This window comes from Pseudomonas sp. Pf153, from assembly GCF_001269775.1.
Classification (GTDB): Bacteria; Pseudomonadota; Gammaproteobacteria; order Pseudomonadales; family Pseudomonadaceae; genus Aquipseudomonas; species Aquipseudomonas uvaldensis.
This window is the reverse complement of record NZ_LHVL01000025.1, coordinates 228,672-249,828: the sequence shown is the minus strand read 5'-3', so window position 1 is coordinate 249,828 and position 21,157 is coordinate 228,672. Positions and strand designations below refer to the sequence as shown.

Sequence of the window (21,157 nt, the reverse complement as noted above, 5' to 3'; positions counted from 1 at the left end):
ACCGCGCGACCTTGGACAAAATGAAAATGGATTTCCAGTCGTCAGTCGACCAAGGCCGGCCCATCCTGAGTCAGCAATTGCTGGAACTCGCTGGACGACACGGCATGGGAGATCAGGAAACCCTGCACCTGGGTGCAGTTGATTCTACGCAATAGCGCCAGCTCCTGCGCCGTTTCAACCCCTTCGGCCACGACCGTCAGGCCCAGCTGGCGGCCGAGCGCGACGATGCTGGTCAGGGCCTGGGTCAGTTCTTCATTGGTGGTACAGCCGTGCACCAGCGCCCGATCGATCTTCAACTCGGTGAACGGTGTCGAGACCAGGTTCATATACGAGCTGTAGCCCTGGCCGAAGTCGTCCTGGGAAAGGCCAAACCCCTTCATGCGCAACCGGCATGCACCGGCGTAGAAGTTGCTGATGTCTTCGGGCATGGAGCACTCCATCAACTCGAAGCAGATCATCGCCGGAACACCCTGGTGCTCGAGGACGAACGCGAGGATCCGGTCCGCCAGGTCCGGGCTGTTGAGCAGATGCGTGGGCAGGTTGATCGACACCGGGATGGCATAGCCCTGGCTGCACCATTGGTTCTGAGCGACGATCGCTTGCTCCAGGATGTGCCAGAGCAGGCATTCTTCCAGGTCGAACGCCTTGAGTGCCGGCAGGAAAACCCCGGGCAGCAGAAGCCCATGCTCGGGATGAACCCAGCGCACCAACGCTTCGGCGGCCACGATCCGCCCGTTGGCCAGGGACTTCTTGGGTTGGAACCAGGCGCGCAACTCGCCGCTCTCCAGTGCATTGCTGATGGCCAGGTGGTCGATCTGCGGGCCGGGAAGGGGCAGGTCAGCCTGGCGCAGGCCGCCCAGTTGATCGGTGAGATTGCGCAATGCGGCGAGCTTGACCGGCTTGGATATCAGCCCTATGACTTTGACGCCCAGGTTACGGGCGGCCAGGCTTGCGCTCGTGAGCATTCGTCTGGACGCCACACTCATGATCGCCAGCGCGGGCCGGGCGCCGGAGGCGGCCAGTCCCTGGATGAACTGGATGCCGTCCATGCCGGGCATCAACAGATCGGTCAGGACCAGATCGAAATCACGCTTTTTCAGGCAATCCAGCGCCGCGCTGCCTTCCTGGGCGAATTGCAGGTCGAAATCCCCCAGCTCGCTGAAGAGGTTCTGCAGATACACCTGCTGGAATGGGTGGTCTTCGACGACCAGTACGCTGATGGGTTTCATGAGGGGGTTCTTTCGTAGGGCGCCAGTTGGTTATGCAGGGCCTGCAGGGTGAAAGGCTTGACCAGGCAGTGGTTCATGCCTGCGGCCAGGCACAGTGCTTCTTCGCCGCGCATGGCATTGGCGGTAGCGCCGATGATCGGTACTTCGCAGCCAAGGCGGCGTAGCTCGCGAGCCAGTTCATAGCCGTTTATGCGGGGCATGTTGACGTCGCTCAGCACGACATCGAACCGACCCCGGCGCCACATCGCCAACGCTTCTTCACCGTTTCCGGCCAGTTCCGCCGTGCAACCCAGTTCCTGCAATTGGTCATGCAGGATCAACTGGTTGATGACGTTGTCTTCCACCACCAGGATATGCAGATGCAGTTTTTTCAGGTGCCGCGGCCAGATGTCATGCGCAGGTTCGATGGCGCACAGGCCCTGGGCGCGGCTGACGGCCTGGTGGATCGCGTTCAGGTGATTGATGTTCACCACCCAGCCGTCGGCAGCCTGCTGGGGGTCGTTATAGCCGTCGCCGGTCGCCATCACCAGCGACCCGGTCCATTGCGGGGCCAGGCGTTGTTCGAAGGAACCCGGGTGCAGCTCGAGCAGCACGGCTCCCTGGGTCGGAGCGCCCGGGGCAGGGCGATCGAGTTGCGCACGTGCGCCCCAGCGACGCAACCAGCCACTCATGGTCTCGGCCAGTTCACGGATGGGGGAAACCACGAAGACCACTTTCGGCAGCAGAGGCGGGACGCTGCTCGCCGGCGCGGGCGCCATGGGCTGTTCGAGCGAGAGGGTCAGGGAAAAACTGCTGCCCAGCCCGGGCTCGCTGACCACGCGGATACTGCCATTCATCAGATGCGTGAGACGCTGGCAGATGGGCAGGCCCAACCCGGTACCGGCGATCACGTTGGTGTGGCCGCGGGTCTGGTAGAAGGGTTCGAAAATGCGCGACTGGTCTTCCTGGGTTATTCCCTTGCCCGTGTCGGAAACCTGCCAGAACAGGCTGACCCGCTCACCGTCCCGCCCAGCCAGCTTGACTCGCAGTACGATTCGGCCTGCATCGGTGAATTTGACTGCATTGTTCAACAGGTTGTAGAGGATCTGACGGATTCTGGAGACGTCGCCGATGACCCGCTCAGGTACCTTCGGATCGATGACGGCATACAAGTCCAGCCCTTTGCCATGGGCTGCGGCCGCATAGCCCTGGGTCGCCTCGTGAATCAGGTCCAGCACGCTGAACTCGGTGAGCTCCAGGGCCAGTTGCCCTGCCTCGATCTTGGAGACGTCCAGGACATCGCAGATCAATTGCAGCAATGTCGCCGAAGAGCTCTCGATGGTGCGAAGGTAGTCGGTCTGCTGGGCATCCAGTTCGGTTCGCGCCAGTAATTCCAGTGTCCCGAGCACGCCGTACAACGGGGTGCGGATCTCATGGCTCATCGTCGCCAGGAACAGGGTCTTGGCTTCATTGGCGGCGTCGGCCAGCTGTCGTGCCTGCTCCAGGGCTTCTTCGATCTGCGTGCGGGTGCTGATATCGCTGAACGCGCAAAGCAGCACGTCTTCGCCTTTGTAGCGGGTGGGGGCGCAACTCAGGTACAGGTGGCGTCCGTCGGCCGCCTCGAAGTAGTCGGTGACCTGCGGGTCCATGGCGTCGAAGGCCCGGTAGATCCATCGAGGGCTCAGGCGCTCGCGTTCGCCGCTTTGCCCCAGCCACTGCTGCGACAGGGTGTTCTCCAGGACCACCTGGCCATTGGCGCGGCGCAGCACGCACAGGGCCACAGGGGCCGTCTGGATCACATCGCTGCTGAACAGCTCGCTTTCCACCAGGGCCTGGATGCGGCTGATGGTCGGCGCGATGAAGCGATGTTCGAGGCGGCGAATCAGTATCCACACCAGGCTGATGCTGAACAGGCAGAACAGCAGGGCACCCACGAGGCGGGGCCATAGCGCCAGGAGGACGTCTCGCAAGTCGATGGAGTACACCAGCTGCCAGTCGGAGGACTTGAGCTGCTTGCGCATGACCAGGTGGTCGGGTAGCCAGGCATCGCCGACGAAGCCGAAGAAATTCTGCCGTTGCACCTGCAACAGGTTCTGGCTGAGTTGCGCCGGCTGGCTGTTGCTGAATACCAGCATGCCGTCGGGATTGAACATCATGAATTGCCCGGCGCTCCTGTCGTCCAGGGCGTGGGACACCTCGCGACCGTCCATTTCCAGCCCCAGCCAGCCGGAGTCGAGGTCGCGCCGATCGAGACGAATGAACATGTACAGCTGCGAATGACTGCTCGACTGATTGGTCAGCCAGAGCTCATTGACCGAGGCCCTGTTGTCACCTTTCAACGCTTGCAAGCGGTCCAGCATCGCCGAGGGAAAATCGCCCACGGCAGGGGTCGCCGTGTAAAGCCGCTTCACTCGCACATCGTTGCCGCTGCTGACATAGAGCAGGTTCACTTGTCTGCTGGTCAGGTAGTCCCTGACCCGCTCGGTCAACCAGATGCTCCATTGCTTGCCTTGTGCGTTGCCCAGCAGCAGGTGGATCTCCTCGGGCGACACCTGTGGCTTCACCCCCTCGGGCTTGCGGATGGCCGACAGGCTCAGGCTCTCCAGCAATGCCCCACGGGTCGTGAAGAACGTATGGGCCTCGGCGATGGCGCTGCTCATGTGGCTGCGCCTGCGCGATACCTCGGCATTGAACGTCAGCAGCAGAAAACTGTAGACACCACTGAGTATGCCCACGAGCAGCACCACGCCAAAGATGCGCAGCAGGCGTCGGGCGGCATTGGGAGTGGAGAGGAGGGGGTTGATCTGGTGAAGGTAGTTCTTCAATTTCATCCAGCCAACCTAGCGAGGCGCGAGCCGCACGGGTATCAGACGATTCCGAAAGCGTGGCCTCGGGAGCCTGGCATGGGGCACGCGCTGGCGGGCCTGACACGTGCGACGGCCATGCCCGCCGGCCCTCGATTCGAGTGTCGGCCCGGCATAGGACGATTCTTAAAATGCCGAAGGTGGGCGTCTTCAAAGGCTCCTTGCCAGGGCGATGAAGTAGACTGTCGCCCGGAAATCGATCGTGCTGTGCATCGATTCGAATGTTGTCAGAGGTAAGCTACGTGAGTAACCGAGGTGAGCAGTCGCTGCTCAAACAATCCACTTTCCTGATGTTCGCCGTGGCGATTGCCGGGATCTGCACCGGTTTCATAACGGGTGCCCAATCCATCCTGTTCGATGGTTTTTTCTCGTTGGTCGCTACCTTCATCAAGGTACTGATGCTGATCACGGCCAGGTTGATCGCCAAGGAAAGCAACCACCGCTTCCAGTTCGGATTCTGGCATCTGGAGCCCATGGTCCTGCTGATCGAAGGCAGTTTCCTGCTGCTGATCGCCATCTATGCCTTCCTCAATGGCGTGTCCGGCATCATCAACGGTGGCCGTGAAATCGAGCTGGGCATGGTGATCATCTATGCCGCGGTGTTCACCGTCGTCGAGTTCGGCTATTTCTTCTACGTTCGCTACCGCAATCGAACGCTCAAGTCATCGCTCATCCAGTTCGACAACATCAGTTGGCTGGTCGACGCGATGCTTTCGGTGGGCCTGCTGGTCAGTTTCCTGGTCGCTCTGTTGCTCAAGTCCCAGGGTTACGGGCAGTGGGCGATGTATGTCGACCCGTTGATCCTGATCCTGCTGGCGCTGAGCATGCTGGCACCGGCCTTCAAGATCCTGCGCCCGGCTTTGCGCGATGTATTGGGTATCGCACCGGATCACCTTGACGATACGGTGCGCCAGGTGATGGACGCGGCCACGGTGGAACACGGCTTCGAGGACTATGTGTCCTATGTCCAGAAGCACGGGCGGGCGCGCTTTATCGAGATCCACATCGTGCTCCCGGCGGATTACCGGTTGCAAACCGTAGGGCAACTGGACGCGATCCGTGAGCAGATCTCTGCCAGGTTGGGTCAGGCCGACGCGACGCGGTGGCTGACCATTTGCTTTACCGGTGATCGCAAGTGGATCGCATGATTGCACACCGCCCTTGAAATGCCTGACTGAGGAGCGCGACGCCCGCTCGCGCCACCTCAGCCGGCCCCCAGGCGTGTGTCCACTGAGTGCGCGCCGCCACCACGCGCAACGATGTAGAGCGCCAGGAAACCCATCAATACCGGAAACTCGATGCCCCGGTCTATCCAGGGCCAGGTCGGTCCGAGCGCATAGCTGATGGCAAGCATCTGGATTGCGATCAGCAGGGCCACCAGCCTCGTGGCGAGCCCCACCGCCAGCATCAGGGCGCCAACGGTTTCCAACAACATGACCAGAAACGCGAGCTGCGCAGCGAAGGGCAGGCCCATGACGTTCTGGATGAGGTTGATCGACCCGGCCATGGGATCGGCCATCGACCCGTGGGACGTGCGCAGCGCCTTCGGCAGTCCGTGGGTGAACAGGACGATGGCGAATACCGTGCGCAGCAGGGCGTACAGATAAGGTTCGAAGCGGTCGGCCCGCAGGTTCACGGCGGCCAGGGCGGAGCGCAACGTCGATGAATTCTCTATGGTCATGGGGAGTCCCTTGCGCAGTTGCGGGGCTGATGAGTCACAGGCTCCGCTCTGGACGGGGCGGCGTGCCTGGCGGGGATGGAGGGCATTGTTCTGGTTTGGGAGCAGGAGATAAACCGTGTGAAGTTGCCAGGTGAATTCAATGGCGACGAACAATCGGCTCCGACTGGAAACGAACCGCAAGGGCAACCGGTTCATGGGTATTTTCCAATACTTCAACCGACGCTCGGCTTTTCTATTTAATAGAACGATTTGATCGAAATTAGCTGGCTTTTTAGGTAAGTGAGTTGCGCGCAGAATTCACCTCATTGCGGCTCACCAAAGGTGGTGAGCCCTTCAAGAGGAAACCACCATGACTCACCCCAACGTATCGTCCAGCACCGTCACCAACACCGCTTTCGGCCCTGCCGCCTCGTTGTCTTCATCCGCTGCATTCGCCGGGCGCATCTTGCTGAGCGCCATCTTCCTGCTCTCCGGCGTCTCCAAGATCGGCGCATCGGCGGGCATGGTCGCTTATATCGAATCGGTCGGCCTACCGTTCCCGAGCCTGGCCCTGGCAATCGCCATCCTGGTGGAAGTGGTCGGCGGTGTTGCCCTGATTCTGGGCTACCGCACACGCCTGGTCGCGGCCGGTCTGGCCCTGTTCAGCGTCGCCACCGCGCTGGCGTTCCATAACCAGCTTGGCGACCAGAATCAGTTCATCCACTTCTTCAAGAACATCGCCATGGCCGGTGGCCTGTTGCAGGTAGTTGCCTTTGGCGCCGGCCGCTTCAGCCTGGATGCGCGCCGCGCCTGACCCTGGGCCGGCCTGCCGCCGGCTCGCCATTTCCTTTTTTACGAGGTGAGAGATGAAAGCGATTCGCGTAGCACAGTACGGCCCGGTTGAAGGTTTGTCGTTCGAGGAGTTGGCCTCGCCGGTTCCAGGCCAGGGTGAGGTGTTGATCGAAGTGGCCGGCAGCGGCGTGAACCCGGTCGATTGGAAGGTCCTTTCCGGTGCCATGAAGGCGTTCATTCCACTGCAGTTGCCCTATACGCCAGGCGTCGAGGTGGCCGGTCGCGTCGCGGCGGTAGGGGAAAACGTCAGTGGCCTGGCTGTCGGCGACGAGGTGTTCGGTTTCATCAATATCGTTGGCGGGTATGCCACCGAGGTGGTCGCCAGCGCGGAGCGTCTTGCGCATCGGCCCAATCGCCTGACGGCGTTGCAAGCCAGTGGTGTTCCGGCGGTCGCGTTGACTGCCTGGCAGGCCCTCCATGAGCATGCACGGATCAAGGCCGGCCAGCGCGTGCTGATCCACGGCGCGGCGGGCGGTGTCGGCAGCATGGCGGTGCAGATGGCGCGTATGGCCGGCGCCACCGTTATCGCCACCGCCTCGGCGTACAACCATGACTACTTGCAAGCACTGGGTGCCGCGCAGGTGATCGATTACAACCAGGCTCCGTTCGAGTCTGTCGTGGACCGGGTCGATGTGGTGCTGGATCTGGTCGGTGGCGATACCCAGGTGCGTTCCTGGTCGGTGCTCAAGCCCGGCGGTGTATTGGTCTCCCCGGTGAGCCCGCCCGACGCCAGCCTGGCCGAAGCCGCCGGGGCCTGCGGCAAGCATTTCGCCACACGCTCCGACGGTGCGCAGCTCCAGCACATTGCCTCGTTGTTCGAATCCGGTGAGCTGGTGATCGAGGTCCAGGTGCTGCCCTTGTCCCAGGCCGAGGACGCGCTGCGCCAGAGCAAGGAGCGGCACATACGTGGCAAGCTGGTACTCGACGCCAGTCGATAGGTCCGTGGCGGCAATGAATCGAACCGGGCAGACGCCCGGTTTTTTCATGCGCAATTTCCCGACACCCTCGACAGTCTTCCGACAGACCGCCGCTCGCAAGTGCGAGAAGCTGGCCTCCGGTTTCCATCGGAGGACATTGCCATGCAGCGTTATGAAAAGACCGACTTTCCCGTGGTCGAGACCCGTCGTCATCTCGAGACCGGCCCCATCGTGCTGGTCACATCCGGCTGGCGGGGCGAAACCAACATCATGACCATGGGTTGGCACATGATGATGCAATTCAGTCCCGCGCTTTTCGGCTGTTACATCTGGGCAGGCAACCACAGTTACGAACTGATCCGCCGCAGCCGCGAATGCGTGATCAACGTGCCCACCGCGGACATGGTCGATGCGGTCGTCGCGGTGGGCAACAGCTCGGGGCATTCGCTGGACAAGTTCGAGGCGTACGGGCTGACCGCGGCGCCGGCCCACCATGTACAGGCGCCGTTGATCCAGGAATGTTATGCCAGTTTCGAATGTCGCCTGGCCGATGATCGCCAGATCGACGAGTACGGTCTGTTCATCTGGGAAGTGGTGAAGGGGCACGTCGCTGCCACGGTGAGCGAGCCGGCCACCTTGCATTACTATGGGCAGGGTCGTTTTCGCGTAGCGGGCCCGATGCTCGACCTGAGCGAGCGCTTCAAGCCGCAGAACCTGTAGGGCCGCTCATGCCTGGCGGTAAGTGCTGGGCGTGACCCCCACCTCGCGCCGGAAGACCTGGGAGAAATGGCTTGGGCTGCAATAGCCCACCTCCAGCCCGATATCGATGATGCTGCGATCGGTTTCGAGCAGCAGTTGCCGGGCCCGACTCATCCGCAGGCGGATGAAGTACTGCGAGGGCGACAGTCCCGTCGCGCGCTTGAAGACCCGGCTGAAGTGGTACTCGCTCAATTCGGCGATCCGGGCCAGTTGCGCGAGGTTGAAGTCTTCGGCCAGGCCCTCGTTCATGACCGCCAGGACGCGACGCAACTTGTAAGCTTGCAAGGCGCCGCTGCGTCGGTTGTCGCCGTGCGGATCGCGGTATCGACGGATCAGGTGCACGGCCAGGGCCTGGGCCAGGCTGTGGACGAACAACGGGCTGGGCTGGCGTTGCTCGGTGAGTTCGATGCGCAACTGATCGAGGATGAAGTCCACCCGCTCATCCCGGGCCCCGGAGATGTCCAGGAAACTCACCGGATCGGGATGGTCCCCCAGGACATCGCGGGCAGCCTGATCGATCAGCGACAGGCCCAGGTACAGGTGCATCACTTCGAAGGTGTCGCATTCCACTGTCTGCCAGCGCATTTCGTAGGGATCGCGGGTATTGGTGAGGAAGAAGTCGCCGGCCTCCACGAGGGCGGCTTCCCACGCGCCGCCGAGCGCGCGCTCCTCGACCCTGGCCCGCCCCGCCAGTACCCACACCAGCAGCGGCTCCACAACGGCGGGCACCAGTATCGGCTCGACGATGCTGTGATGGCTGAACAGCTGCACCACCACATCCTGCATGGCCGGGTGCGATGGCAGTGCCTGCGCCGTTCCCGGCAAATGTTGCGGCATGGACTCGGCCATGATGCGCTGGGCATCGCTGGCGGCCAGGTCGGTATCTTCAGGCGGGTGCACAAAAGGCTCCATGGGCGACACTCTCGGACAAGGGCGGCACCGATAGGGTAACGCAGCAATGGCCTGCCGGAGCAAGAGTGTCCGTCGACTCAGTTCGCCAGGGCCGGTATGGGGGCGTCGAGGGCGAGGGCGGCCCGTACAGGGTCGAAGTATTCGCGGATGAACGCCAGCTTGCCGTTTTCCACCCGTACGAACAGCACGTAATCCTGTTCATAAAGGCGTCCGGTGTGCTTGATCGTTCCCTTGGCCTTGACTTGCGCGACGGCCTCCAGAGGGTTCGTACTCGGTTGGATACGAAGGTCGTAAAAGAGAAAGTCCTGCACCGCGCCGACGAACCAGCCGACATGGCCCAATACCTGATCGCGCCCCTCGAGCCGCGCCGGATGGCCGAGGGCAGGGGCAAACGGCAGCTCCCATACCAGGTCATCGGCGATCAGGTTCTTCCAGCGCTCATGGTCATCCACAAACAACTCGAAATGCAGGTGCAGCAGCCGCTCGGCAGTCATCATGGTCATCACTCGTCTCAAGGCGAAGGCGGGGCGTGCCGGACGGCAGGCCTGGAGCATTTGTCTCACGGCACCACCGTCATGAAAAGCCAGTTGCTTTCGACGTTCAGGTTCGATTTTCTCGAACGATCAGAGATCGGTCGCCTGTGCCTTGAAGCGCTCGATCAGCCAGCTGGCCGCGGGGCCCGGGGGCATGTCGGTGCGGTAGACGACGTCAAAGCCATAATCGCCGCCTTGGCAGTCGGGCAGGTCGAGGTGCACCAGACGGCCGCTGGCCAGGTCGTCGCTCACCCTGTCGATGGGCATGTTGCCCCAGCCGATGCCTTCGCGCAGCAGCGTGTGCTTGGCCCCCAGGTCGGCCAGTCGCCAGGTGCGGGTGCCGATGACCGCGAACTCCTGGTCCTTGGTCAGGCTGGAGCGGTCGGTGAGGACCAATTGCACATGGGCGCGCCCGGCACCCGGCGCATGGGGGGCCGATTGGGCCAAGGGATGGTCGGGAGCGGCGACCGGAATCAAAGCCACCTTGCCCACGCCGATGCGTTCGATGCCGTCGAGGTTATGGGTCAAGGGGCCGCTCACGCCCAACGTGGCCGTCCGGTCCAGCACCCGTTGCGTCACCGCGCCCAAGGCCTCGACGTGCAAGTGCAGCGACACGGTCGGGAAGCGCTCGCGAAAGGCCTTGAGCGCGTCCACCACACGCTCGCTGGGCAGCATCACATCGAGGACCAGATGCACCTCGGCTTCCAGCCCATGGAGCAATCCACGCACCTTGGCCCGCAGGCCGTCGATACCGTTGTAGATGGTGCGCGCCTCGGCCAGTACCGTGCGCCCGGCATCGGTCAACTGGGGTTTGCGGGTGGTCTTGCGGTCGAACAGGCTTACGCCGAGCTGCATTTCCAGGTTGGCGATGGAGTAGCTCACCACCGACGTGGCCCGATGCAGCTTGCGGGCGGCACCGGCGAAGCTGCCGACGTCCACCACGGTCAGGAATACCCGAAGCTGGTCGAGGGTTGGCGTGCCTGGGTCTGAAATCATTTCTAATCGCTCGAACGTTTTCTTGAATGTTATCCGGATTTTTCCGACAAGCCACTGCGATCGATGGCCGCGAGGCTGCGTCGTTCACCTCGGCGCAAGATCCCGACAGCCTCGGCAAGCCTGCAAAAGCCTGGATCGGCCCGTTGCGAGACAGTGAAGCCGTCGATAACGACAGCGCCTCACAGGCGCCGAGCCGATGAATGTCTCCTCGGCTCGCAACGCAGGAGAGCAATCATGAGCGATATCAAGCAGCATTTTCCCAACGAAGTCGAAGGCAAGGTCGCGCTGGTCACCGGTGCCGCCAGCGGCATCGGCAAGGCTATCGCGTTACTGCTGCATGCCCGTGGCGCCAAGGTCGTCGCCGAGGACCGAAACCCCGCCGTCGAGGCGCTGGCCCGTCCCGGACTGGTGCCGCTGGTGGCCGACATTACCGAAGATGGCGCGGCCGAGCGCGCGGTCGGGCTGGCCGTCGAGCAGTTCGGCCGGCTGGACATCCTGGTCAATAACGCCGGGATCATCATCAACAAACTGGTCATCGACATGACCCGTGAAGACTGGGAGCACATCCAGGCGGTCAACGCCACTGCGGCCTTCCTGCATTGCCGCGAAGCGGTCAAGGCAATGATGCCCAACAAGGCCGGCGCCATCGTCAACATCGCGTCCTATGCCTCCTATTTCGCCTTCCCGACCATTGCCGCCTATACCGCCTCGAAAGGTGCCTTGGCCCAGCTGACCCGCACCCTGGCCCTGGAAGCGATCGAGCATGGCATTCGTGTCAACGCGGTGGGCGTCGGCGACGTGGTGACCAACATCCTCAACGACGTGGTCGAAGACGGCCCGGGTTTCCTGGCCCAGCATGGCGAGGCCGCGCCCATCGGTCGTGCCGCGCAGCCAGAGGAAATCGCTGAAGTCGTCGCTTTTCTCGCCTCGGACCGCGCAAGTTTCATCGTCGGTTCGGTGGTCATGGCCGACGGCGGCATGACCGTCACCGCGGGTTGATCGATCCACTGTCATACAGGAGAACATCATGAGCATGTTGACCAATGTGGCTTTCTTCAACGCTCGGCCTGGGCAGGGCGAGGTGCTGGGCCAACGCCTCCTGGCGTTGGTCGGCCCCACCCGGCAGGAACCTGGCTGCGTTCGTTACGAGATCTACCGGGCCGCCGATTCCGCCGAGCGCTGGTTCGTCTACGAAGACTGGCGCTCGCCCGCCGACTTCGACGGCCATATGCAGACGCCCTATGTGAAGGCCTTCATGAAAGAGCTCGACTCGCTCTGCAGCGAGGCCCCCGAGATCCGCGCCTTCGGGCAGCAGCCCGATCCGGCTGGATCCTGAAACCCGACCATTCACAGGAGATACGGACCATGAGCAAGCAGCACTCGTGGCTGGTGACCGGTTGTTCCACCGGTTTCGGCCGATTCATCGCAACTCATCTGCTGGAACGCGGCGAGCGTGTGATCGTCACCGCTCGCAACGCCGAGCAGGTACGGGATCTTGCCGACCTTGGCGAGGCCCTGATACTGCCGCTGGATGTCACCGATGCCGAGCAGGCCAAGGCCGTCGTGGCGCAAGCCGAGCGCCTGTTCGGATCGGTGGATGTGCTGGTCAACAACGCCGGCATCGGCTATTTCGCCGCCGTCGAGGAGACTGACCCGCAGTCGGCGCGGCGGCTGTTCGAGGTCAATTTCTTTGGCTCCGCCAACATGATCCACGCCGTACTTCCCGGCATGCGCCAGCGAGGCCGAGGCATGATTGTAAACCTGACCTCCATCGGGGGCCTGGCCGGCTTTCCAGCAGTGGGTTATTACTGCGCGAGCAAGTTCGCACTGGAGGGGTTGTCGGAAACCTTGCGTGCCGAGGTCGAGCCGTTGGGTATCGGTGTCATGACGGTCGAGCCCAGTGCGTTTCGCACCGAATGGGCCGGTTCGGCCACCCAGGTCAGCGAGTCCATCGCCGATTACGATGCCACCGCCGGGCAGGCGCGTCGCGCCTATGACGCTTCCATAGGCCGGCAGGAAGGCGACCCGGCTCGCGCGGCTGCGGCGATCTACTCGGCGGTCACCGCGGCGCAGCCCCCCCAGCGTCTGTTGCTGGGGAACCGGGCCGTTGATGTCGCAATGGATAAACTCTCGGCCATGCAGACCGAGTTTCGCACTTGGGAACGCGTTTCCCGTGGGGCTGACTTTCCTTTGCCTGAAGCTTGAATACGGCCCGCAATGTGCACGGGTGCAATCTACCCAAAGCGAGTATGTGTTGCTCAAGCCCCGCCAGGGACGGACGGGGCTAAGCATGGGGGCTATTCAACAGAAAAGCCTCAGGCCACGACAGTGGCCGCTCCAAGGACCCTTGCTCCTGGGGGCTGTCATCGATGGGCCAATCCGTTACCGCTCCAGTAGAACAGGCTGAGTGGGCATGCCGGCTCCGAGATCGACGCGGCCCATTATTCACGAATCGTGTTCCGCACCATTACTCCGAGGCCATTGATGGGGATTTCATTGGGCCTATGCTGGGGATCAACTCCGATCCCGCATGACAGAAGAGCCCACCACCATGACCGGCCCTCGCACGCTTTATCAGAAACATATCGACAGCCATACAGTCTGTACCCTGGACGATGAGGGGCATGTCTTGCTCTACGTCGACCGGCAGGTGGCCAACGAATACACAAGCCCGCAAGCCTTCAGCGGGCTTCGTGAAGCCAAGCGCAGCGTTTGGCGTCCGGGGGCGACGCTGGCGGTGGTCGACCATGTCAACCCGACCGCCCCCGATCGTATCGCCACCATGCCCGATTCGGGCGGTGCCTTGCAGGTCTCTTATTTCGAAAAGAACTGCCGGGACTTCGGTATCGAGTTGTTCGACGTGCTGGATAAACGCCAGGGCATCGAGCATGTGGTGGCCCCTGAGCAGGGCTTCATCTTGCCCGGCATGGTGGTGGCCGCTGGCGACAGCCATACCACCACCTATGGGGCCCTGGGGGCCTTCGGTTTTGGTATCGGCACTTCCGAGATCGAACACCTGCTGGCGACGCAGACGCTGGTTTACAAGCGGCTCAAGACCATGCGTGTCACGGTCACCGGCAAGCTGGGCGTGGGCATCACCTCCAAGGACATCATCATGGCGTTGATCGAGAAGATCGGGGCGTCCGGTGCGACCGGTTACGCCATCGAATTCGCCGGCCCGGTGATTCGCTCACTGAGCGTCGAAGCCCGGATGACCATCTGCAACATGGCCGTCGAGGCGGGCGCACGGGGTGCATTCATGGCGCCCGACGAGAAGGTCTATGCCTATCTCAAAGGCAGGCCACGTGCTCCTCAGGGCGAGCTATGGGATGCCGCTCAAGATAAGTGGCGCGAACTGTTCACCGATGAAGGCGCGGTGTTCGACAATGAAGTCCGGTTGGACGTCAGCGCCCTGGAGCCGATGGTGACCTGGGGAACCAGTCCGGACCAGGTGTTGCCCGTGGGTGGGACCGTGCCAGACCCCAAGGCCGTCGCCGATCCGATCCTGCGCCAGGGCATGCAGCGCGCCCTGGCCTACATGGGCCTGGAGCCGGGCATGGCGTTGAGTGACGTGACGATCAGCCATGCGTTCATCGGTTCGTGCACCAATGCGCGCATTGAAGACTTGCGCGACGTCGCTCGCGTGGTGAAGGGCCGGAAAGTCGCTGCGACGGTACGAGCGATGATCGTTCCCGGATCGACTTCGGTACGTGCCCAGGCGGAGCAGGAAGGACTGGCCAAGGTCTTCCTCGATGCCGGTTTCGAATGGCGTCAATCCGGATGCTCCATGTGCCTTGCAATGAACGATGACGTGCTCGCTCCGGGGAATCGCTGCGCCTCCAGTACCAACCGGAATTTCGAGGGGCGCCAGGGGGCGGGCGCTCGCACCCATCTGATGAGTCCTGCGATGGTTGCCGCCGCAGCGATCCGGGGCCGCCTGACGGACGTACGCCTGTTGACCGAGGAGGCTTGAACCATGCAACCCTTTGACAGCGTGACCGGAAAAGCCGCACCCATCCTTGCCTCGAACGTCGACACCGACGTGATCATGCCCAAGCAGTTCCTCAAGGGCATCGACCGGAGCGGACTGGATAAAGGCGTGTTCTTCGACCTGCGTTTTTTGGAGTCCGGCGAGCCCAATCCAGACTTCGTCCTCAACCGGCCTGCCTGGAGCGGTGCCCGTTTCCTGGTGACCGGGCCCAACTTCGGGTGTGGTTCAAGTCGTGAGCATGCGGTATGGGGGCTCAGGCAACTGGGGATCCGTGCCCTGATCGGTACGAGCTTCGCGGGTATCTTCCACGACAACTGCCTGCGCAATGGCGTGCTCGTGATACAGCTCTGCCAAACGCAGTTGCAGGCGCTGGGGCGGGTCGTGAGCGACGGGGCGAGCGCCACGCTTACCGTCGACTTGCCCAACCAGCAGATTCGATTGAGCGACGGGTCGAGCATCGGCTTCGCCATCGACGAACTGCGCAAGCAAGCCTTGCTGCTGGGCCTGGATGCCATCGGCAGTACCCTGCGGCGAGCGGTGCAGATCCGGGATTTCGAAGCGCGGTATCACGCCGCCCATCCCTGGCTGGGCTGAGTTTTTTCACGGGCATCGGGCGGCGACTGCCGGATGCTCAAACCAGGGATAGATCGTCGAAATGCGCCTCGAAGAACTCGATGCAGACCCTCAGCTTCGCCGACTGGCTTAGCCGTGTCGGGTAGGTGGCCCAGACATTGGCGCTCTGGAAATGGTCGGGCAGCACCTGCACCAGCTGTCCGCTCTGCAGCATGGGTTTCACGTCCCATAACGAACGCAGGATGATGCCTGCGCCACTCAAGGCCCAGCGCGACACGATCTCGCCATTGTTCGATGAAAGTGGCCCGCTGACCCGGACCGATTCTTCGACGCCATCCTTTGTCAGGTTCCAGATGCCGAAGGCATTGTTACGCTCCTTGAGCACCAGGCAATCGTGCCCGGCCAGATCATCCAGAGACGTCGGGACGCCACGCCGCTGGAGGTACTCCGGAGCGGCACAGAGTACCCTGCGGTGACTGGCCAGCTTCTTGTGCAGGAGGTGGTTGGGCAGGTCGTCACCCACGCTGATTTCCATATCGAAGCCTTCATTGACGATGTCAACCAGACGATCGAACACGTCGAGACGGATCTCCATGCGCGGGTACAGTTGCGAAAGAGCAGGAATCGCTGGGGCGACATGGTTGCGGCCAAAGCCGAAGGAGCTGCAGATGTGCAAGCTTCCCTGCAATTGCTGCCGGGCGTCGGTCAGCTCGCTGATGAAATCCTCCATGTCCCCCAGAAATCGCGTGGCCCAGGTGCGGACACGTTCGCCTTCGTCGGTCAACGCGACCCGGCGGGTCGTGCGATGCAACAGCCTGGTCCCCAGTGTCGTCTCCAGGACCGCCATCCGCTTGCTCACATACGCGGGCGAATAGCCCAGTTCCTCCGCCGCGTGGCCGAAGCCGTTCTTGCGGATAACGGTGAGGAAGACACGCAGGTCTTCGGGCAGTAAGGAACGCTCGCGATTGATGCTCATATGCCTCATGACCGCTCATTGATCTTTGATGTGAACGATAAGAATGCCCAACTTACCAGCAAAGATATATGGATAAAAACTGTCCACTTGTCAGCCTGATTCCAGGCTTTATGATCGCCCCACAAATAAATAAAAAAGAGGCTTCTATGGGGCGGCTATTCGAGGGTTGCGTAAAAGTCATTGTTCCCTGTGGTTCTTTGGGGGCAGGTGTTCGCGAAGAAGAAATTGCCTATGGGTTGGCAGCCGGCGCGCAAGTCATTGCTTCGGATGCCGGATCGACCGACAGTGGCGCGGCTTATCTTGCACTTGGCAAATCGAAGAATAATCGCGGTTCGGTAAAGCGCGATCTGACTATATTGATGAAAGCCCAGGCATCCTCTGGCGTGCCGATTATTATCGGTACTTCCGGACAGGCCGGTGGCGATCTCAATCTGAACTGGACGCGGGATATCGTCATTGAAGTTGCCGGGGAACTCGGGGTGACGCCGAAAGTTGCTCTTATCTATTGTGAGCAAGAGAAAGACACCATCAAGCGACTGAATGCCCAAGGGCGTATCAAGCCTCTTGCGCCACACGGTGAACTGGACGACGCAACGGTCGATGCCTGCGAGCACATTGTCGCCGCGCTGGGGGTCGAGCCGTTCCTCGCGGCGCTTGATGGCGGCGCGGACATCATACTGGCCGGTCGCTCCACCGACACCGCCGTCATTGCCTGCTATCCGATCTGGAAGGGTGCGCCCTGGGGGCCGTCCTGGCATGCCGGCAAGACAGGCGAATGTGGCGTGCAGTGCGCCGTCAACCCGACCCTGGGCTCTGGAATATTGCTGAGCGTGGATGCCAACGGGTTCAATGTGGAGCCTCTGAGCCGGGACAACCTGTGCACGCCCCACAGTGTTTCCGCGCATATGCTCTATGAAAACAGCGATCCGTTTCGCTTGTTGGAGCCGGGAGGCATCCTGAATGTCGCCGACGCTCGTTATACCGATCTGAACGGGCGCACCGTTAGGGTGGAAGGGTCGCGCTGGGAGCCGATGCCCTACACCATGAAGCTGGAAGGCGCCGCCGCGGGTGCCTATCAGACCATCATGCTGGTGGGTATCCAGGACCCGGACGTACTCAACGACATCGATGGTTTCCACGACCGCCTGCTCGAAGCGCTCTATACCCGTACCCGCCAGTCCATTCCCGCCGACGAGTTGGGTGAGTTTCATATATCCCTGCGCATGTACGGTTGGAATGCGGTCACCGGGATGAAGCCGCCCGCAGGAACCTTGCCACCTCCCGAGATCGGCATGTTATTCGTGGCCACGGCTGCAACCCAGCAACTGGCGGACACCATCGCGCAGGCCTGCAACCCGTACTTTTTCCATTATCCAAGTGTCATGGGCAAGGAACTGCCTTCCTATGGATTCGCGTTCACGCCCGCGGATATCCCTCGCGGCCGGATTTTTGAATTCAAGCTCAATCATGTCGTGCAGCTTGAAGACCCAATGGAGCTGGTACGTATCAAGTGGATTGACCTTTCTGAGGCGGCGTCAGCTGCGAAGGAGTTGAATCGTGATTAAGTTGCGCGATGTCTGCCGTCATGTTCGATCGAAACAAGCCGGACCGTTCTGGATTACCTTCGATATCTTCTTCAATGGCCGCGAGAACTTTGAACGTTATTCCCGCAGCGACGCACTCTCGCCGGAGCAGTTTGCCCGCTTATATGGCACCGATCCCGAACGGGTGAAATACATCCCGGTGCCCAATCTGGAAATGGTCAAGATCTCCTTCCCCCGCGCTACGCCGCAAGGCGGAATGGTCGAGCGTGACATGCATGCGGGTCAGCAGTACGTGCGGTTGCTCGACGTCGTGATGGACTGAAATCGTCCGTCATCGATCACCAGGCTTGTACGAGAAAAGTCGGCGCGACGTCTCGTATAAAGCCTGGAAACCGACCGCTCAAACTGGAACAAGAGGTGAATATGCAAGAGTCGACCATTGCCCGGCGGCTGGCGCGCTACGCCCATGGGTTTGCGCAACAGCGTCTGCCTGACACCATCGTCGCGATCGTGCGCCAGCGTTTCATCGACAGCCTGGCATGCGTGCTGGGCGCCTATGGAGCGCCGCCCATCGATGCCGCCGTCCGTTATGCCGAGTGTCATCGCGGCGGGACCTCCAGCGTGTTTGGCACAAGCCTGCAGACAACGGCCGAAATCGCCGGGTTCGTGAACGGCGCCATGGTGCGCTTCCTGGATTACAACGACGGATACATGGGCCTGGAGCCCGGGCATCCCAGCGACAACATCCCGGCCTGTCTGGCGGTGGCGCAAGCCGAGGAGGCGAGTGGGGAGCAGCTGATATCGGCCATTGTGCTGGCGTATGAAATCCAGATGCGGCTGCAGGATGCGGCCAGCCTGAACAAGCGCGGCTGGGACCACGTCAATTACATCAACGTCGCCATGGCTGTGGCGGCCTCCAGCCTGATGAAACTGGACGTGGGCCAGACTGAACAGGCGATCAACATCGCGCTGAGCGGCCACTTGGCAATGCGCCAGGTCCGTAGCGGAACACTCTCGGACTGGAAAGGCTGCTCGGCGGCCAATGCGTCACGCAACGCCATTTTCGCCGCACAACTGGCGCGTCATGGCATGACCGGGCCGTCGCCGGTCTTTGAAGGCGACATGGGCTTCTTCAAACTGGTTTCCGGGCCCTTCGAGCTGGACATGGATCGTTTCGGTTCGCCTGAAAACGGTGACTACGCCATACGACGCTCGCTGACCAAGACCTTTCCAACCAACGGTGAGCTGCATACCGCCGTCTGGGCGGCGCTTGATATACGCAAGCGTATCGCCGGTCTTGAAGAGATCGCCGCCATCACCATCGAAACCTCGGAATTCAACCGTCGGGTGTTGGCCGATACTCCGGAAAAGTGGCTGCCCAGGACCCGGGAGACCGCCGACCATAGCTTGCCCTACAACGTCGCCCGGGCATTGATGGATGGCGACATCACTATCGGCTCCTATGCCGAGCAGAAGATCCACGACCCAGCGGTGATCGGCCTGATGGACAAGATCATCGTGGTGGAGGATCCCGGACTCACTGCGTTGTTTCCCCGGCATCTGGCCAACCGTCTCGTCGTCACGCTGAGATCGGGCGAGACCGTCGTCAGCGAGATGATCACCGGGCCCGGCTCCGTGGAGACGCCCATGACCGATCACGACTTCGAACGTAAATTCAGGCGCATGGCAGCCCCCCATATCGATGCATCGGCACAGGCGACGATATTGGATTTCGTGGCCGGGCTTGAGCATCAGGCGCGGTTCGAGGACCTGTTTGCGGCGATGGCCCGATAGTTCCGGGCGGTACGTCACACCTCACGCAACGTACAGGCCCGGCAGGGCAGGGAGCCCTCGCCGGGATGCAGGGATCAGGCGTGCCCCTGTCGGGAGGTTCCTGGCAGGGTTCCGGTGTACCGTGCGCGCGCGCGGGCATCGAGATGTTGGTTGTATTGCTCGCTGGCGTGGGCAATCCAGCCAATCAACCGACCGACCCCTGCCAGTGCGATTTCCTGCCCGTGCAACCCAAACTTCCTGCCAATGAAGCTCACCAGGAGAATGAATTCCGGTGGGTATGCCACCAGCTCGGCAGCCACTGAAAAAGCCTTCTGCAATTTGGCGAACTCTCCGTCCCCAGCGAATGCCTCGGTCAACGCCTGCATCAGGTTGCTGGCCCGCGGATCGTTGATGGAGTGCACATTCGGACCGAACCCCACAATACGTCCGTCCTGGCTGTAGCGTTGCAAGATAGGCTGGGTAGGATCCGTCGCCGTGCAGATCTCCTCGATCATCCTGCTGGCTGCTTCGTTCCTGCCATACGCGATCTTGTGGCCCCTGGCAGCGGCGAGTCCCGCGATCACGGCGTAGTAGGGCGTGGCACCTGTCGTGGCGGCGACGCGAACGCTGTGGGTGGTGTGGTCCAGCTCATGATCGATGCTGAGAATCAGCAGGCGTCGAATCAGGTCAGCGAGTGCCGGCCGGACCCCGCAAGCCTGGGTGATGAATTCATGCAGCGGCTGCGTGCTCGGCTCGGTTGCGCCCACCACTAGGGCGGCGAACCACCTCACCACATCCGCACCGGTGCGGGCATAGCTTTCGGTGGAAAGATCGAAGGCCTTGGGGTTCTCTCTCTGCACCAGCGGAAACAGTGCAATCGCCTTTTCCGGCGCGGACAGGTGTTCGTAGATTTTCAGTAACTTGCCGCTGTCTTTCGGAACACGCGGCAGCGAAGCGCCGAAGGCCGAAGGCACCTGCCACATCAGGCCGGCAACCTCTTCGACCGTTGCATGGTCGGCCAGCTCGGTGACGTCGTGCCCGCGGTAGAAAAGCCCATCATCGGTGATGAGGGTGATGGCGCTGTCCGCAGGCGGCGAACGTTTCACCGAAGGCTTCGCCCCCGCCGGGTGCTTGACCAGGCGCTGGATGTCTTCGGCCCAATAGCGGCGCTTGGGGGAACCCGGGATCTTGATGGAACGGATGTTCTTGCGGCTGACATAGGCGTACAGCGTAGGGAGGCTGACCCTGAGCATGGCTGCCGACTCTTCCGCCGAAAGGTACAGGTCTTCTTGTTCTGGCATGACGGATTCGTTCAGGTTGATAAATATATGTCCATATTTACTGTTTATTCGACGAATTCGTCAATGTTCATTCCGGCAGCATTTTTCCTGTACCCGTGTCCGTTTTTTCATTCGACGGGCTCATTCGCATTCGCGGATGAACAGTACGATGATTCGATCGACGATCGTCCTATCCCTGATCAAACAAGGCCTACAGCTCTTTCGGATGAGTTCGGAAACGACAGACATTGACAAAAAAAATCAAGATTTACAGCTTATTCCCGCCTATGTAGATTTTGTTAAGAAGTTGCTTGTTCAC

The 21,157-nt window shown here is 61.5% G+C and carries 21 protein-coding genes; 13 read left to right on the top strand and 8 right to left on the bottom strand.

All coding sequences use genetic code 11. The features are described from left to right. Positions 1 to 41: 41 nt before the first annotated feature. Positions 42 to 1,229 (bottom strand): EAL domain-containing protein, encoded by a 1,188-nt coding sequence (locus AD666_RS16455; protein WP_053154008.1) that lies wholly within the window; start codon positions 1,227 to 1,229, stop codon positions 42 to 44. After that, entirely contained in the window at positions 1,226 to 4,039 is a 2,814-nt protein-coding gene (locus tag AD666_RS16450; protein ID WP_053154005.1) for an ATP-binding protein, read from the bottom strand. Before AD666_RS16450 ends, AD666_RS16455 begins: the two co-directional genes overlap by 4 nt. A gap of 275 nt (positions 4,040 to 4,314) precedes the next feature. Here AD666_RS16450 and AD666_RS16445 point away from each other — a divergent pair, with 275 nt between their 5' ends. Beyond that, positions 4,315 to 5,220, top strand: coding sequence for a cation diffusion facilitator family transporter (locus tag AD666_RS16445; protein ID WP_053155351.1), 906 nt, complete (start codon positions 4,315 to 4,317; stop codon positions 5,218 to 5,220). Positions 5,221 to 5,276: 56 nt separating this feature from the next. On the opposite strand, the gene AD666_RS16440 is transcribed toward AD666_RS16445, so the two are convergent. After that, positions 5,277 to 5,753: a DoxX family protein gene (locus AD666_RS16440; RefSeq protein ID WP_053155349.1), complete on the bottom strand. Its 477-nt coding sequence runs from the start codon at positions 5,751 to 5,753 to the stop codon at positions 5,277 to 5,279. 349 nt (positions 5,754 to 6,102) lie between these two features. On the opposite strand from AD666_RS16440, the gene AD666_RS16435 reads away from it, so the two are divergent. From AD666_RS16435 to AD666_RS16425, 3 genes are all read left to right on the top strand, one after another. Further along, complete coding sequence (locus tag AD666_RS16435) at positions 6,103 to 6,546, top strand: DoxX family protein (RefSeq protein ID WP_082339813.1); 444 nt, start codon at positions 6,103 to 6,105, stop codon at positions 6,544 to 6,546. 52 nt (positions 6,547 to 6,598) lie between these two features. Continuing rightward, positions 6,599 to 7,522: an NADP-dependent oxidoreductase gene (locus AD666_RS16430; protein ID WP_053154003.1), complete on the top strand. Its 924-nt coding sequence runs from the start codon at positions 6,599 to 6,601 to the stop codon at positions 7,520 to 7,522. 141 nt (positions 7,523 to 7,663) lie between these two features. Continuing rightward, complete coding sequence (locus AD666_RS16425; protein ID WP_053154000.1) at positions 7,664 to 8,221, top strand: flavin reductase family protein; 558 nt, start codon at positions 7,664 to 7,666, stop codon at positions 8,219 to 8,221. A 6-nt stretch (positions 8,222 to 8,227) separates the two neighbouring features. Here the strand turns inward: AD666_RS16425 and AD666_RS16420 are convergent, their stop codons facing one another. From AD666_RS16420 to AD666_RS16410, 3 genes are all read right to left on the bottom strand, one after another. Next, positions 8,228 to 9,097 carry a helix-turn-helix domain-containing protein gene (locus tag AD666_RS16420; RefSeq protein WP_053155345.1) on the bottom strand — a complete coding sequence of 290 codons (870 nt, stop codon included), beginning with the start codon at positions 9,095 to 9,097 and terminating at the stop codon, positions 8,228 to 8,230. Positions 9,098 to 9,249: 152 nt separating this feature from the next. Next, positions 9,250 to 9,675 carry a nuclear transport factor 2 family protein gene (locus AD666_RS16415; RefSeq protein WP_256222677.1) on the bottom strand — a complete coding sequence of 142 codons (426 nt, stop codon included), beginning with the start codon at positions 9,673 to 9,675 and terminating at the stop codon, positions 9,250 to 9,252. Between the two features lie 120 nt (positions 9,676 to 9,795). Further along, positions 9,796 to 10,701, bottom strand: a complete 906-nt coding sequence (locus tag AD666_RS16410; protein WP_053153997.1) for a LysR family transcriptional regulator — start codon at positions 10,699 to 10,701, stop codon at positions 9,796 to 9,798. A 26-nt stretch (positions 10,702 to 10,727) separates the two neighbouring features. Here AD666_RS16410 and AD666_RS26455 point away from each other — a divergent pair, with 26 nt between their 5' ends. The 6 genes from AD666_RS26455 to leuD all read left to right on the top strand — a co-directional run bounded on the left by AD666_RS26455 (position 10,728) and on the right by leuD (position 15,286). Beyond that, complete coding sequence (locus AD666_RS26455; RefSeq protein WP_156315950.1) at positions 10,728 to 10,901, top strand: hypothetical protein; 174 nt, start codon at positions 10,728 to 10,730, stop codon at positions 10,899 to 10,901. 34 nt (positions 10,902 to 10,935) lie between these two features. Further along, positions 10,936 to 11,700, top strand: coding sequence for an SDR family NAD(P)-dependent oxidoreductase (locus AD666_RS16405; protein WP_053153994.1), 765 nt, complete (start codon positions 10,936 to 10,938; stop codon positions 11,698 to 11,700). Between the two features lie 28 nt (positions 11,701 to 11,728). Continuing rightward, positions 11,729 to 12,037 (top strand): putative quinol monooxygenase, encoded by a 309-nt coding sequence (locus tag AD666_RS16400; RefSeq protein ID WP_053153991.1) that lies wholly within the window; start codon positions 11,729 to 11,731, stop codon positions 12,035 to 12,037. A 29-nt stretch (positions 12,038 to 12,066) separates the two neighbouring features. Continuing rightward, a complete protein-coding gene (locus AD666_RS16395; RefSeq protein WP_053153989.1) occupies positions 12,067 to 12,906 on the top strand; it encodes an oxidoreductase in 840 nt (279 codons plus the stop codon). 346 nt (positions 12,907 to 13,252) lie between these two features. Further along, the gene (leuC, locus tag AD666_RS16390; RefSeq protein WP_053153986.1) at positions 13,253 to 14,674 is read left to right on the top strand and encodes a 3-isopropylmalate dehydratase large subunit; all 1,422 of its coding nucleotides are present in this window, start codon (positions 13,253 to 13,255) and stop codon (positions 14,672 to 14,674) included. 3 nt (positions 14,675 to 14,677) lie between these two features. Next, positions 14,678 to 15,286, top strand: a complete 609-nt coding sequence (gene leuD / locus AD666_RS16385) for a 3-isopropylmalate dehydratase small subunit (protein ID WP_053153983.1) — start codon at positions 14,678 to 14,680, stop codon at positions 15,284 to 15,286. 37 nt (positions 15,287 to 15,323) lie between these two features. On the opposite strand, the gene AD666_RS16380 is transcribed toward leuD, so the two are convergent. Further along, the gene (locus tag AD666_RS16380) at positions 15,324 to 16,241 is read right to left on the bottom strand and encodes a LysR substrate-binding domain-containing protein (RefSeq protein WP_053153979.1); all 918 of its coding nucleotides are present in this window, start codon (positions 16,239 to 16,241) and stop codon (positions 15,324 to 15,326) included. A gap of 68 nt (positions 16,242 to 16,309) precedes the next feature. Here AD666_RS16380 and AD666_RS16375 point away from each other — a divergent pair, with 68 nt between their 5' ends. The 3 genes from AD666_RS16375 (at position 16,310) to AD666_RS16365 (ending at position 19,579) form a co-directional block, all read left to right on the top strand. Continuing rightward, complete coding sequence (locus AD666_RS16375; protein ID WP_256222675.1) at positions 16,310 to 17,806, top strand: acyclic terpene utilization AtuA family protein; 1,497 nt, start codon at positions 16,310 to 16,312, stop codon at positions 17,804 to 17,806. Beyond that, on the top strand, positions 17,799 to 18,107 hold the full coding sequence (locus AD666_RS16370) for a DUF4387 domain-containing protein (protein WP_053153973.1): 309 nt from the start codon (positions 17,799 to 17,801) through the stop codon (positions 18,105 to 18,107). Before AD666_RS16375 ends, AD666_RS16370 begins: the two co-directional genes overlap by 8 nt. 101 nt (positions 18,108 to 18,208) lie before the next feature. Further along, the gene (locus tag AD666_RS16365; RefSeq protein WP_082339811.1) at positions 18,209 to 19,579 is read left to right on the top strand and encodes an MmgE/PrpD family protein; all 1,371 of its coding nucleotides are present in this window, start codon (positions 18,209 to 18,211) and stop codon (positions 19,577 to 19,579) included. 74 nt (positions 19,580 to 19,653) lie between these two features. Here the strand turns inward: AD666_RS16365 and AD666_RS16360 are convergent, their stop codons facing one another. Then, a complete protein-coding gene (locus tag AD666_RS16360; protein ID WP_053153969.1) occupies positions 19,654 to 20,859 on the bottom strand; it encodes a citrate synthase in 1,206 nt (401 codons plus the stop codon). Between the last annotated feature and the right edge of the window lie 298 nt (positions 20,860 to 21,157).

Coding starts and splice junctions, on each gene's coding strand:
- AD666_RS16455 (WP_053154008.1), bottom strand. CDS start 1,229: ATGAAACCCATCAGCGTACTGGTCGTCGAAGACCACCCATTCCAGCAG.
- AD666_RS16450 (WP_053154005.1), bottom strand. CDS start 4,039: ATGAAATTGAAGAACTACCTTCACCAGATCAACCCCCTCCTCTCCACT.
- AD666_RS16440 (WP_053155349.1), bottom strand. CDS start 5,753: ATGACCATAGAGAATTCATCGACGTTGCGCTCCGCCCTGGCCGCCGTG.
- AD666_RS16435 (WP_082339813.1), top strand. CDS start 6,103: ATGACTCACCCCAACGTATCGTCCAGCACCGTCACCAACACCGCTTTC.
- AD666_RS16430 (WP_053154003.1), top strand. CDS start 6,599: ATGAAAGCGATTCGCGTAGCACAGTACGGCCCGGTTGAAGGTTTGTCG.
- AD666_RS16425 (WP_053154000.1), top strand. CDS start 7,664: ATGCAGCGTTATGAAAAGACCGACTTTCCCGTGGTCGAGACCCGTCGT.
- AD666_RS16420 (WP_053155345.1), bottom strand. CDS start 9,097: ATGCCGCAACATTTGCCGGGAACGGCGCAGGCACTGCCATCGCACCCG.
- AD666_RS16415 (WP_256222677.1), bottom strand. CDS start 9,675: ATGACCATGATGACTGCCGAGCGGCTGCTGCACCTGCATTTCGAGTTG.
- AD666_RS16410 (WP_053153997.1), bottom strand. CDS start 10,701: ATGATTTCAGACCCAGGCACGCCAACCCTCGACCAGCTTCGGGTATTC.
- AD666_RS26455 (WP_156315950.1), top strand. CDS start 10,728: ATGTTATCCGGATTTTTCCGACAAGCCACTGCGATCGATGGCCGCGAG.
- AD666_RS16405 (WP_053153994.1), top strand. CDS start 10,936: ATGAGCGATATCAAGCAGCATTTTCCCAACGAAGTCGAAGGCAAGGTC.
- AD666_RS16400 (WP_053153991.1), top strand. CDS start 11,729: ATGAGCATGTTGACCAATGTGGCTTTCTTCAACGCTCGGCCTGGGCAG.
- AD666_RS16395 (WP_053153989.1), top strand. CDS start 12,067: ATGAGCAAGCAGCACTCGTGGCTGGTGACCGGTTGTTCCACCGGTTTC.
- leuC (WP_053153986.1), top strand. CDS start 13,253: ATGACCGGCCCTCGCACGCTTTATCAGAAACATATCGACAGCCATACA.
- leuD (WP_053153983.1), top strand. CDS start 14,678: ATGCAACCCTTTGACAGCGTGACCGGAAAAGCCGCACCCATCCTTGCC.
- AD666_RS16380 (WP_053153979.1), bottom strand. CDS start 16,241: ATGAGCATCAATCGCGAGCGTTCCTTACTGCCCGAAGACCTGCGTGTC.
- AD666_RS16375 (WP_256222675.1), top strand. CDS start 16,310: ATGGATAAAAACTGTCCACTTGTCAGCCTGATTCCAGGCTTTATGATC.
- AD666_RS16365 (WP_082339811.1), top strand. CDS start 18,209: ATGCAAGAGTCGACCATTGCCCGGCGGCTGGCGCGCTACGCCCATGGG.
- AD666_RS16360 (WP_053153969.1), bottom strand. CDS start 20,859: ATGCCAGAACAAGAAGACCTGTACCTTTCGGCGGAAGAGTCGGCAGCC.